Source organism: Pseudomonas sp. BP01, from assembly GCF_022760795.1.
Lineage (GTDB): Bacteria > Pseudomonadota > Gammaproteobacteria > Pseudomonadales > Pseudomonadaceae > Aquipseudomonas > Aquipseudomonas putida_Q.
This window is the reverse complement of record NZ_JAFBKA010000020.1, coordinates 35572-48157: the sequence shown is the minus strand read 5'-3', so window position 1 is coordinate 48157 and position 12586 is coordinate 35572. Positions and strand designations below refer to the sequence as shown.

At 63.4% G+C, this 12586-nt stretch carries 9 protein-coding genes; 5 read left to right on the top strand and 4 right to left on the bottom strand.

The genetic code is table 11. The features are described 5' to 3' along the window. Positions 1 to 15 precede the first annotated feature (15 nt). The 4 genes from JOY50_RS18520 to JOY50_RS18505 all read left to right on the top strand — a co-directional run bounded on the left by JOY50_RS18520 (position 16) and on the right by JOY50_RS18505 (position 6269). Positions 16 to 1692: an aryl-sulfate sulfotransferase gene (locus JOY50_RS18520; RefSeq protein ID WP_132842756.1), complete on the top strand. Its 1677-nt coding sequence runs from the start codon at positions 16 to 18 to the stop codon at positions 1690 to 1692. Positions 1693 to 1968: 276 nt separating this feature from the next. Continuing rightward, positions 1969 to 3411, top strand: a complete 1443-nt coding sequence (gene gabD, locus JOY50_RS18515) for an NADP-dependent succinate-semialdehyde dehydrogenase (protein WP_016484375.1) — start codon at positions 1969 to 1971, stop codon at positions 3409 to 3411. Positions 3412 to 3593: 182 nt separating this feature from the next. Continuing rightward, the gene (gabT, locus tag JOY50_RS18510; RefSeq protein WP_019473946.1) at positions 3594 to 4871 is read left to right on the top strand and encodes a 4-aminobutyrate--2-oxoglutarate transaminase; all 1278 of its coding nucleotides are present in this window, start codon (positions 3594 to 3596) and stop codon (positions 4869 to 4871) included. A 138-nt stretch (positions 4872 to 5009) separates the two neighbouring features. Next, positions 5010 to 6269 (top strand): response regulator, encoded by a 1260-nt coding sequence (locus JOY50_RS18505; RefSeq protein WP_132842758.1) that lies wholly within the window; start codon positions 5010 to 5012, stop codon positions 6267 to 6269. Between the two features lie 52 nt (positions 6270 to 6321). Here JOY50_RS18505 and JOY50_RS18500 read toward each other — a convergent pair whose 3' ends face one another. After that, the gene (locus tag JOY50_RS18500; protein WP_243055612.1) at positions 6322 to 7350 is read right to left on the bottom strand and encodes a sensor domain-containing diguanylate cyclase; all 1029 of its coding nucleotides are present in this window, start codon (positions 7348 to 7350) and stop codon (positions 6322 to 6324) included. A gap of 99 nt (positions 7351 to 7449) precedes the next feature. Next, the gene (gene desA / locus JOY50_RS18495) at positions 7450 to 8634 is read right to left on the bottom strand and encodes a delta-9 fatty acid desaturase DesA (protein WP_019473677.1); all 1185 of its coding nucleotides are present in this window, start codon (positions 8632 to 8634) and stop codon (positions 7450 to 7452) included. A gap of 184 nt (positions 8635 to 8818) precedes the next feature. On the opposite strand from desA, the gene dibA reads away from it, so the two are divergent. Next, complete coding sequence (gene dibA, locus JOY50_RS18490) at positions 8819 to 10714, top strand: phosphodiesterase DibA (protein WP_132842763.1); 1896 nt, start codon at positions 8819 to 8821, stop codon at positions 10712 to 10714. Between the two features lie 128 nt (positions 10715 to 10842). On the opposite strand, the gene JOY50_RS18485 is transcribed toward dibA, so the two are convergent. Then, positions 10843 to 11487, bottom strand: a complete 645-nt coding sequence (locus JOY50_RS18485; RefSeq protein WP_019473680.1) for a methionine ABC transporter permease — start codon at positions 11485 to 11487, stop codon at positions 10843 to 10845. After that, entirely contained in the window at positions 11477 to 12586 is a 1110-nt protein-coding gene (locus JOY50_RS18480; protein WP_243055611.1) for a methionine ABC transporter ATP-binding protein, read from the bottom strand. The genes JOY50_RS18485 and JOY50_RS18480 overlap by 11 nt, the downstream gene beginning before the upstream one ends.

The following is a 12586-nucleotide window of genomic DNA, read 5'->3' as shown; positions in this document are numbered from 1 at the left end:
ACAAGGAGCTTTGCCATGAATGCCAAGACCGAAACCCCTGCACTGCCTGAAGGCGCCTGCCTTACCGCGAAAGTCCCGGAACGCGACCAAGCGCTGCTCGGCGACGTGGTGGTCAACCCGTACCGCTTGGCGCCGCTGACCGCGATCATCCGCGACGGTGGGCGCAGCCTGAGTGATGCGCATGTGCGTGTGCTGGGGCGTGGTGAGGGCGGTGTGGACATTGTCTATGACGTGTCTGACCGTTCGTTGTGGACCTACGGCGGGATCCCGGTATTCGGGCTGTACCCGGACTACGTCAACCAGGTCGAGGTGACCTACAAGCTCGACGGCGAGCGCATTCGCGAGCAGTACCAGATCTACGCCCCGGCCGTGCGCCTGCCGGTGGTGGCCAGGCAGACCGCCGCGCTGCCGGAAGTGCAGCCGGTCAAGGTGGCGCCCGGCTTTGAAAAGCGCCTGTACCTGTTCAACCACCTGCAGGGTGACATCCCGGGCGGCCGCGCCTTCAAGTGGAATGCCCTGGGTGGCGCAGCGGAATGGGACCAGGTGGGCAACAACTGGATTGCCGACAGCAATGGCGATGTGCGCTGGTACCTGGATATCGAGCAGATCCACGACTCCAACCGCCGCGACGGCCTGGGCGGCACCATGGGCTTCCAGCAGACCCGCGACGGCAAGCTGATCTGGGGCCAGGGCCAGACCTACTCCAAGTACGACCTGCTGGGCCGGCGCATCTGGCAGCGCAGCCTGCCCGACAAATTCGCCGACTTTTCCCACGAAATCCGCGAAACCGCCAACGGCACCTACCTGCTGCGGGTGGGCACCAGCGACTACCGCCGCCCCGACGGCACGCGTGTGCGTTCGATTCGCGACCACATCATCGAGGTCAGCGAAGCCGGGGATGTACTGGACTTCTGGGACCTCAACCAGATCCTCGACCCGTACCGTGGCGACTTGCTGGAAACCCTCGGCAAGGCAGCGATCCAGTTGCCCGAAGGGGTGCAGAAGCAGGACGACCGCCTGGCCAACGAACTGGCCGAGGGTAGCCTGCCCTTTGGCGACACCCCGGGTGTGGGCACCGGGCGCAACTGGGCACACGTCAATGCCATCGATTACGACGCCGATGACGACAGCATCATCGTTTCAGCACGGCATCAGGGTGTGGTGAAGATTGGTCGCGACAAGCAGGTGAGGTGGATTCTTGCCTCGCCCCAAGGCTGGCCTGAGCGCCTACGCGACAAAGTGCTGACACCGGTTGCGAGCGAAGACTTCGACTGGTCGTGGACCCAGCACACCGCCTGGCTGACTGGCAAAGGCACGCTGACCGTGTTCGACAATGGCTGGGGGCGCGACTTTGCGCCGACCAAGCTTGTCGGCAACTACAGCCGGGCGGTGGAGTACCGCATCGACGAAGCCAAGGGCACCGTCGAGCAGGTGTGGGAGTACGGCAAGGAACGCGGCGACGAGTGGTATAGCCCGGTGACCTCGGTGGTGGCCTACCGGCCAGAGACCGACACCCAGTTCATCTACTCGGCTTCGGTGAACTTCCTTACCCCCGAGAAACTGACCACCACCGTGCTCAACGAGGTGCGGCGCGGGACCCAGGAGGTGCTGGTGGAGTTGAAGGTGCACAGCCGGCAGCCGGGCAGTGTTGGTTATCGGGCTCTGGTGATCGACCTGGCCAAGGCATTCTGATCCATCCCCTTCGGGAGGGCCGTCGGTCCTCCCTTCACATTTCTTTCAGTTCATTCGTCTAACCTGTAACGGCCCTTTCGCGGGCGTGCCCGCGGAGAGGCCGGTTGCCACTACCCAAATGATGAATTTTCCGCCCGGCTGTTCAACCATTCGTTCTTTTTTTCGAACAGCCTATTGTCCAACACCCCAGCAGCCGCTTAGCATTCGTTTGAGATTTCAAACGCTCGATGCCCTGCCTTGGGCGCTTTTCAACAATCAACAATTCGGGAAGCCGACATGCAGCTCAAAGACGCTCAGTTGTTCCGCCAGCAAGCCTATATCAATGGTGAGTGGCTGGATGCGGACAATGGCCAGACCATCAAGGTGACCAACCCGGCCACCGGTGAAGTCATCGGTACCGTGCCGAAGATGGGCACCGCGGAAACTCGCCGCGCCATCGAAGCCGCCGACAAGGCCCTGCCGGCCTGGCGTGCACTGACCGCCAAAGAGCGTTCGGCCAAGCTGCGTCGCTGGTTCGAACTGATGATCGAGAACCAGGACGACCTGGCTCGCCTGATGACCACCGAGCAGGGCAAGCCACTGGCTGAAGCCAAGGGCGAAATCGCCTATGCCGCCTCGTTCATCGAGTGGTTCGCCGAAGAAGCCAAGCGCGTCTACGGTGACACCATCCCGGGCCACCAGCCAGACAAGCGCCTGATCGTCATCAAGCAGCCAATCGGCGTTACCGCGGCCATCACCCCGTGGAACTTCCCGGCTGCCATGATCACCCGTAAAGCCGGCCCGGCCCTGGCCGCTGGCTGCACCATGGTGCTCAAGCCTGCATCGCAAACCCCTTACTCCGCCCTGGCCCTGGTCGAGCTGGCACACCGTGCCGGTATCCCGGCTGGCGTGCTGAGTGTCGTTACCGGCAGCGCTGGCGAAGTTGGCGGCGAACTGACCGGCAACTCCCTGGTACGCAAGCTGTCCTTCACCGGCTCGACCGAAATCGGTCGCCAGCTGATGCAAGAATGCGCCAAGGACATCAAGAAGGTTTCCCTGGAGCTGGGTGGCAACGCCCCGTTCATCGTGTTCGACGACGCCGACCTGGACAAGGCGGTCGAGGGCGCGATCATCTCCAAGTACCGTAACAACGGCCAGACCTGCGTCTGCGCCAACCGTATCTACGTGCAGGACGGTGTCTACGACGCGTTCGCCCAGAAGCTGGCCGCTGCAGTTGCCAAGCTGAAGATCGGTAACGGCCTGGAAGACGGCACCACCACTGGCCCGTTGATCGACGGTAAAGCTGTCGCCAAGGTTCAGGAACACATCGAAGACGCCGTCTCCAAAGGCGCCAAGGTGCTGTCCGGTGGCAAGCTGATCGAAGGCAACTTCTTCGAGCCGACCATCCTGGTCGACGTGCCGAAGACCGCAGCTGTCGCCAAGGAAGAAACCTTCGGCCCACTGGCGCCGCTGTTCCGCTTCAAAGACGAAGCCGAAGTCATCGCCATGTCCAACGACACCGAGTTCGGCCTGGCTTCGTACTTCTACGCCCGCGACATGAGCCGTGTGTTCCGTGTTGCCGAAGCCCTGGAATACGGCATGGTGGGTATCAACACCGGCCTGATTTCCAACGAAGTAGCACCGTTCGGTGGCATCAAGGCTTCGGGCCTGGGCCGCGAAGGTTCCAAATACGGTATCGAGGACTACCTCGAAATCAAATACCTGTGCATCAGCGTCTGATAGCACGGTAAAGGCTTTACCTCTGCCAGCGGGGCGCGAGAGCGACGTCTCGCTGGCCTTTTTTACATCGCAGTACCTGGTGGCCAGGGCGTTTACGGCAGTCGATCAACGAATACTGTGCGCGAGCACTCCCAGCCACCCCCGAATAAAAGCGCCATTCCTGTCGGCGCAATGAGGGCATTATGAGCAAGACCAACGAATCCTTGATGCAACGTCGTGTAGCCGCCGTCCCACGTGGCGTTGGCCAGATCCACCCGATCTTCGTCGACACCGCGAAGAACTCGACCGTGATCGACGTTGAAGGCCGCGAACTGATCGACTTCGCCGGCGGCATCGCAGTACTGAACACCGGCCACCTGCACCCGAAAGTGGTTGCCGCCGTGCAAGAGCAGCTGACCAAAGTCAGCCACACCTGCTTCCAGGTGCTGGCCTACGAACCCTACGTAGAGCTGTGCGAAAAGATCAACAAGCTGGTACCAGGCGACTTCGACAAGAAGACCCTGCTGGTTACCACCGGCTCCGAAGCCGTTGAAAACGCCGTCAAGATCGCCCGTGCCGCCACCGGCCGTGCTGGCGTCATCGCCTTCACCGGCGCTTACCACGGCCGTACCATGATGACCCTGGGCCTGACCGGTAAGGTCGTGCCGTACTCCGCTGGCATGGGCCTGATGCCAGGCGGCGTGTTCCGCGCGCTGTTCCCGAACGAGCTGCACGGTGTGAGCGTTGACGAAGCCATCGCTTCGGTCGAGCGTATCTTCAAGAACGACGCCGAGCCGAAAGACATCGCCGCGATCATCCTCGAGCCGGTACAAGGCGAAGGCGGCTTCCTGCCAGCGCCGAAAGAGCTAATGAAGCGCCTGCGCGCCCTGTGCGACCAGCACGGCATCCTGCTGATCGCCGACGAAGTACAGACTGGCGCTGGCCGTACCGGTACCTTCTTCGCCATGGAACAGATGGGCGTTGCGCCTGACCTGACCACCTTCGCCAAATCCATCGCTGGCGGCTTCCCGCTGGCCGGTGTGTGCGGCAAGGCCGAGTACATGGACGCCATCGCGCCGGGCGGCCTGGGCGGCACCTATGCCGGTTCGCCGATCGCTTGCGCCGCGGCCCTGGCCGTGATCGAAGTGTTCGAAGAAGAGAAACTGCTGGACCGCAGCAAGGCTGTAGGCGAGCGCCTGACCACCGGCCTTCGCGAAATCCAGAAGAAGCACCCGATCATCGGCGACGTCCGTGGTCTGGGCTCGATGATTGCTGTTGAAGTCTTCGAGAAAGGCACTCACACCCCGAACGCTGCTGCCGTTGGCCAGGTTGTTGCCAAGGCACGCGACAAGGGTCTGATCCTGCTGTCCTGCGGCACCTACGGCAACGTTCTGCGTATCCTGGTACCGCTGACTGCTGAAGACGCACTGCTGGACAAAGGCCTGGCCATCATCGAAGAGTGCTTCGCTGAACTCGCTTGATGTGACGCGCTTCTGAAAAAACCCGCTTCGGCGGGTTTTTTTTGTGCCCAGAAAAGCCATGTGGCGCTATGGTTAGCGGAGGATTTGCTTTGGAAGCTGCGACGGACTGCGTGTCAGGCTATTCAGGAGTAGTTGGCGATGAGCGCTGTAGACCCCACCCCACCCAGCGTACTGATTGTCGAAGGCGACCCTTGGGTGCGTGACATGCTCAGCGAGATGCTGCTCAGCGTGCGCTGCGATGCCCGCCTGCAGGTATGCGCCGATGGGTCGCAGGCACTCAGCGCACTGTCCAGCAAGCCAGACCTGATTATCGCCGCCCGCGAGCTGGCCGGTGTCGACGGCCTGGACCTGTTGCGCAAGGTGCGCGCCAAAGGGCCGGGGTTGCCGTTCATCCTCATGAGCAACCGCAGCGACAGCGCCAGTGTGCACGAGGTGTTGCCCCTGCACCCTACCGCCTACCTGAGCAAACCACTGAACCTGGACAACCTGCGCAAGCGCCTGGAAGAGCTGCTGCTGGCCGTTGGCGAAGAAATCGCCTGCCCCGTGCCGGCCTTGCAGCCAGGTGCCAGCTTGCCCGCCTACCTTGAGCAGCGCCGCTCCACCGCCGATGGCGGGCCGCTGTTGGCCGATGTGCAGGTGGCGATCAAGCGGGCGCTCAACCCTCAGGGCCTGAACCTGAAGGTGCTCGAAGAGGAGGTGCGTAACGATCCGCAGGTTACCGCCGTGTTGATCGCGGCCGCCAACAGCGCCGCGCTGCACCGTGAAGCGCCGGTGCAAACGTTGCTGCAGGCCCTGAACAAGCTTGGCAGCACCCAGAGCATGAACCTGATTCTGGGCATGACCCTCAAGCGCAGCGCGCGGCTCAGCGACCCGTTGCTGGCGCAGCACGCTGCCGGGTACTGGGACCTTTCACTGCATACGGCCGAATATGGCCGTACCTTGGCGCGCATGCTCGAGCTGGACGAAGGGCGCTGCTATTGCGCGGGGTTGCTACATTGCCTGGGCGACCTGGCGGTGTTGCGCTGCCTGCAAGAGTGGCGGTTGGCCGGGGGCGAGCTGGACGAACGCGACGTGCAGCAATCGCTGGATGAGTTCGGGGCGGCGTTCGGCTCAGCGCTGCGTACACGCTGGCGTTTGCCGCTGGCCCTGCGCGAATTGATCGCGGCGATCTACCAGTTGGGCGGCGGCGTGTATTCGCGGGAGATCCTGGCCATGAACCTGGCGGGGCAGTTGTCGCGGCTGCCGGCCGAGCAGGGGCTGGAGAAAGTGGCCAGTGGCAAGACCGCGCGCTTGCTCAAGCTTGGCCTGCCGGAGCTGAACCGGCTGCGCAAGGTGGATAACCCGGAGGTGAAGCCCCAGGAAGAGCCTCCTGTGGCGGAGGCTGAAGCGCCCAGCTGAGTTTTTGGGGCTGCAAAGCAGCCCCAGTTATACCTTTCCAGCGGGGGATGGGTCAGCCGCGGACGATCTGGTTCTTGCCCTGCCGCTTGGCCTGGTACATCGCCGCATCGGCCCGGGCATACAGGCTGTCCAGGGCCACATCTTCTTCTGTCAGCCCAGTCAGCCCCTGGCTCACGGTCACCCCGTACGTCTGCTCGCCATGGTTGAAGCTCAAACGCTGAATCTGCCGCTGCAAGCGTTCGGCAATCTGCTCGGCCACTTGCGTGTTGCAACCGGGGAACACCGCCGCAAACTCCTCGCCGCCAATGCGCCCGAACAGGTCGCCACGGCGGAGCACGGCCTTGCCGCTGTCGGCGATGTGTTGCAGCACCTGGTCGCCTTCCTGGTGCCCGTAGCTGTCATTGATGCGTTTGAAGTCGTCGATGTCCAGCAGCAGAAAGGCCAGCGGCGTACCGTCTTCGCGGGCGCTGTCAAAGGCCTGCTGGGCGCATTCGAAGAAGTGCCTGCGGTTGCTGCTCTGGGTCAGCACATCAGTGGTGGCCAGGCGCTGCAGTTCGCCTTCAAGCTGCTTCTTCTCGGTGATGTCTTCGGCGATACCGACAATGATTACCCGGTCGCCCTCGTGTTGCTGGTTGATGTAGCACTTGTCGCTCAGCCAGCGCAGTTGCCCGTCGGCATTGAGGATGCGGTACTCGCGGTCTTCCACCGAGCCCTTGAGCAGCACCTGGGCGAGGCTGCGTTCGGCAAACTCGAGGTCGTCAGGGTAGATGCTGTCGCGCCATTCGTTGTAGTCGGCCAGCACCAGGCTGGCCGGGCGGCCAAAGATGCGCTCGTAGGCGGGGCTTACGTACAGCACCTGACGGGTTTCCCAGTCGAAGGCCCACAGCACCGCGTTAACGCTGTCCAGCAACGAGCTGAACAACTGGTCGCGCTCGCTCAGGCGGGCTACCTCGCCTTGGGCGTGGAGTAGCGCCAGTAAAGTCTGGGCGGCTTCGGGAGGTGAGGTGCCGGGCAATGTCGTTGGAATGTTCTTGGCCATGTGCACGAAGCGGGTCTCGACGTAAAAGCGTGCGGCCAGCATCTGGCCCGCCACGCGGGCGATGTGCCAGATTTGAGTGGCGTCGAGGTGGCTAAGTTCCGAACGACACGCACCGCAATGGGGCGTGCCGATCAACGGCGGTCAGGCGCCAGTCGGGCGCAGGGAGTAGGTTTTCAGTTGTGCTGCGAAGTCGCGCAGGGCGTGGATGCCGCTGGTTTCGGCCTCGTGTATCCAGTCCTTCATGGCAGCCAGCATGTCGTGGCCGTTGGCGCTGGTGCGCGCCCAGATCTGCTGCAGGGCCAGGCGTTTTTCGTAAATGGTCTTCAGCGCCTGGCTATGGGCAAGCATGGACTCGATACGCACATGGTGGCGGTCTTCCAGCAGGCTGGTTTCGCGCGACAGCAGGCGCTTGGCGCGGCGGAAATGGTGGCGCACCGAGGCGTCCACCCGGGCCAGTTCCTGCTTGACCAGCGGGCCGATCACCAGCTTGCGGTACTGGGCCATGATCTGGAAGCGGTTGTTGAGGATGGCCATGGCAGTGTCCATGTCCAGGCTGGCCTTGCCCGCCACGCGGTGGGCGATGGGTGCCACGCGCTGCACCTTGGCCAGGCGCAACAGGCAGAACAGGCGGATCCACGCCCAGCCCATGTCGAACTCCCAGCGCTTGACCGACAGCTTGGCCGAATTGGGGTAGGTGTGGTGGTTGTTGTGCAGCTCTTCGCCACCGATGACGATGCCCCATGGCACCAGGTTGGTGGCAGCGTCGCGGCATTCGAAGTTGCGATAGCCGAGCGCGTGGCCCAGGCCGTTGACCACGCCGGCGGCCCAGAACGGAATCCACATCATCTGTACTGCCCAGATGGTGATGCCGGCGGTGCCGAACAGCAGCAGGTCGATCACTGCCATCAGCACGATGCCACCCAGCTTGTAGCGCGAGTAGAGGTTACGCTCGATCCAGTCATCCGGGCAGTTCTTGCCGTAGATACGCAGGGTTTCGGGGTTGCGCGCCTCTTCACGGTACAGCTCGGCGCCCTTGCGCAGCACCGTGCCCAGGCCCTTGTACACCGGGCTGTGCGGGTCGTCGGGGGTTTCGCACTTGGCGTGGTGCTTGCGGTGGACGGCGGTCCATTCGCGGGTGTTCTGCGCTGTGGTCAGCCACAGCCAGAAGCGGAAGAAATGCTTGAGCGCGCCATTGAGCTCCAGGGCCCGGTGCGCGGAGTAGCGATGCAGGTAGACCGTGACGCTGACAATGGTCACGTGGGTCATCAGCAGAGTGATGCCGACCAGTTGCCAGGCCGACAAGTCGAGCAGGCCGTTGTACCACATAGGTGTAAATACCCTCGAAATGCGGGGGGGAAGGGCTGATTATCCCTTGGCGGGGAAATAAAACCAGTCAAAGCTGACCACGCGATGTTTCACGCGGTCGAGGTGGGAGCGGGCGCGCCCGCCCCCATAGAGCACCAGAACCTTTATAATCGCCCTTCCTTTCTGATGGCCAATCCCACCCGACATGTCTGTTTCCGTTCGCGACGCCTTGCGCATGGCTGCGCTGTATGTGGTGCTCTCGATCCTCTGGCTGGCGCTGGCCGAGGTGATGCTGCACGGCATGACTGACGACCCCCTGGCGCTGACTGTGGGGCGGCAGATCAATGTGGTGTTGTGGGTGCTGTTCAGCGCCGTGCTCATTTATATTTCGCGCGTGAGGCTGTTGAACTTCATCGGCATTGGAGCACGCTTGCGTGGGGAGGACCGGGAGCGGCTGCGTATGGCTGCTGCAGTGTTCGACAGCACCCTCGAAGGTGTGCTGGTCACCGACCGCCAGGGCCTGATCGTGCACGTCAACCGCGCCTTCATGCGCATCACCGGCTACCAGCAGGACGAGGTGATCGGCCAGCGCCCGAGCAAGTTCAAATCGGGCCGCCATGGCCAGGCGTTCTACCAGCAGATCTTTGCCACCCTGGCCACGCGGGGCGAGTGGAGCGGCGAAATCTGGAACAGGCGCAAAAGCGGCGAGATCTACCCGCAATGGCAGACCATCTGCGCCATCCGCGATGACGACGGTGAGCTGAGCCATTACGTGGCGGTGTTCAGTGATATCAGTGCGATCAAGCATTCGGAGCAGGAGCTGGCCTACCTGGCCCACCACGATCCGCTGACCGGCCTGCCTAACCGCCTGCTGTTCAGCGACCGGGTCGAGCAAGCCCTGGCGGCCGCCCAGGCCAACAAGCGCGGCTGTGCCCTGTTGTTGCTGGACCTGGACCATTTCCAGAGTATCAATGACGGCCTGGGCCACACCATCGGTGACCAGTTGCTGAAGCTGGTGGGCGAGCGCCTGGGCGAGGTGCTGGGCAACGGCGTGACCCTGGCGCGCCTGGGCGGCGACGAGTTTGGCGTGCTGGCCGAGAACTGCCAGCAGGTCGGCCAGGCGGGCAAGCTGGCGCAGTGCATCATCGAGCGTATGCGCGAGCCATTCCTGCTCGAGGAAAATCGCCTGTTCATCAGTGCCAGCGTCGGTATCAGCCTGTTCCCCAGCGACGCCTTGAGCGCCGAGCAGTTGCTGCGTAATGCTGACGCAGCGTTGTACAAGGCCAAAAGCAATGGTCGGGCCTGCTATGCGCTGTACACCGAAGAGCTGACCGCTCACGCCCAGCACCGGGTCGAGACCGCCGGTGAGCTGCGTCGGGCCCTGGAGCAGGACGAGCTGCGGGTGTACTTCCAGCCGGTACATGACCTGGCGACAGGCCGGCAGGTCGGGGTCGAGACGCTGGTGCGCTGGCAGCACCCGCAGCGCGGCCTGGTTCCGCCGGGCGAGTTCATCCCGATTGCCGAGCGCACCGGGCTGATCGCCGAGATCGACACTTGGGTGCTGCGCCAGGCCTGTCGGCAAATGGTGCAGTGGCAGGCCGAAGGCCGGCAGTTGGCGTTTGTGGCGGTGAACATCTCCAGCCGGCTGTTTGGCCAGCACGAGCTGTACCGGCAGGTTGCCCAAGTGCTGCACGACACCGGCCTGGCCCCGGCCCTGTTGGAGCTGGAAGTCACCGAGAGCGCCGTGATGGAAGACCCGGAAGTGGCGCTGGAGCAACTGCATCGTCTACGCGAGCTGGGGGTGACCCTGGCCATCGATGACTTTGGCACCGGGTATTCGTCGTTGCTGCGGCTCAAGCGTTTGCCGGTGCAGAAGCTGAAGATCGACCAGGGCTTCGTTGCCGGGTTGCCGCTGGATGAGGATGACATCGCGATCGTGCGGGTAATCATTGCCCTGGCACGCAGCATGGGCATGCAGGTGCATGCCGAGGGCATCGAACAGGCGGAGCAGGCCAGCTTCCTGCTGCAGGAGCAGTGCCAGCTGGGGCAGGGGTACTGGTTCGGGCGGCCGGTGCCGGCTGCGGATCTGCGCTGGGATTGAGACCCAGGGGCCGCTTTGCGGCCCTTTCGCCGGCAAGCCAGCTCCCACAAGGATTGCACAAGCCCTGAGGTCGGCGCGCTACCTGTGGGAGCTGGCTTGCCGGCGATGGGGCGCGCAGCGGCCCCCGTCTATCGCTTGTTCAAGCCCTTCGCCAGGCGGTCCCCACCCAGCTGGATCAACGCCACCAGTGCCACAAGCATGGCAATCACGGTCAGCATGATCTGGCTGTCAAAGCGCTGGTAGCCATACCGATAAGCAATGTCGCCCAAGCCTCCGGCACCGATTGCCCCGGCCATGGCCGATGAGTTGATCAGGGTCACCAGGGTAATGGTGAAACCCCCGACGATGCCCGGCAGCGCCTCGGGCAACAGCACGTGCCAGACGATGTGCCAGCGCCGGCAGCCCATGGCCTGTGCAGCTTCCACCAAACCATGGTCGACTTCGCGCAGGCTGACCTCGGCAATGCGCGCAAAGAACGGCGTGGCGGCAATGGTCAGCGGCACCACCGCCGCCCACACCCCGTAGGTGGTACCTACCACCAGGCGGGTGAAGGGGATCAGCGCGACCATCAGGATCAGGAACGGGATCGAGCGGAACAGGTTGACGAAGGCGCCCAGCACCCGGTTCAGCAGCGGTGCTTCGAATATTCCGCCCTTGTCGCTGGTGACCAGCAGCACCGCCATAGGCACCCCCACCACCAGGGCAACCAGTGACGACACGCCGACCATCAGCAAGGTATCGAGCAAGCCTTCCAGCAGGCGATCAAACCACATGACCCAGTACCTCCACATCCTCGGCCCAGCGGCGGGCACGTTCCAGCAATTGATGGGTGTCGTGCGGCGAGTGTTGCACCGACAGGATCAGTTGCCCCAAGGCATGCTCGCCGATGGTTTCCACGCCGCCCTGCAGCAGGCGCACGCTGCCGCCCAGGTCGTTGAACAAAGCAGACAGCTCGGGTTCGCCGAGCAGGGTCAGTTTCAGCACCACAGCGCTGTCGCGGCTTGTCGGGCTGGCCCGCAAGCTGGCTTGCAGCGTGGCAGGCAACCTGGCCCGCAACGGCGCAAGCAGGGTGCGGGTGACCTCGTGGCATGGAGCACCAAACACCCGCCAGACTTCGCCCTGCTCGACCACTTCGCCGCGCTCCAGCACGACCACCCGGTGGCAGATATCGCGGATCACCGCCATTTCATGCGTGATCAGCACGATGGTCAGGCCCAGGCGCTGGTTGATGTCGCGCAGCAACTCAAGGATCGAAGCGGTGGTTTCCGGGTCCAGCGCCGAGGTAGCCTCGTCGCACAGCAGAATCTCGGGGTCGTGCACCAGCGCCCGGGCAATGCCGACGCGCTGTTTCTGCCCGCCGGACAGTTGCGCCGGGTACACGTGGTGTTTTTCCTCCAAGCCGACCAGCTCCAGCAGCTCGCGCACCTTGCGTTGGCGCTCGGCCTTGGCCACGCCGGCCACTTTCAACGGCAGCTCGACGTTCTGCCACACGGTCTTGGCCGACATCAGGTTGAAGTGCTGGAAGATCATGCCGATGCGCCGGCGCAGCGCCACCAGGTGGTCCTCGTCGAAAGGCGCAATGTCCACCTGGTCGATCAGTACCCGGCCCTGGCTGGGTTGCTCCAGGCGGTTGATGGTACGCAGCAGTGAAGATTTGCCGGCACCGCTGCGGCCAATGATGCCGAAGATCTCGCCATGACGGATGTTCAGGTCGATGCCTTGCAAGGCCGGTTGTGCCTGGCCAGGGTAGGTCTTGCCCAGGCCGATGAAGCGCACATGGGCGTCGTTGACCTCCGGGCGCAGGGCCTGTTCCTTGACCGTTGGCGGCAATGGTTGTGGTGTAGGCGCCCTGAGCGCGCTGGCCTGGCTCAT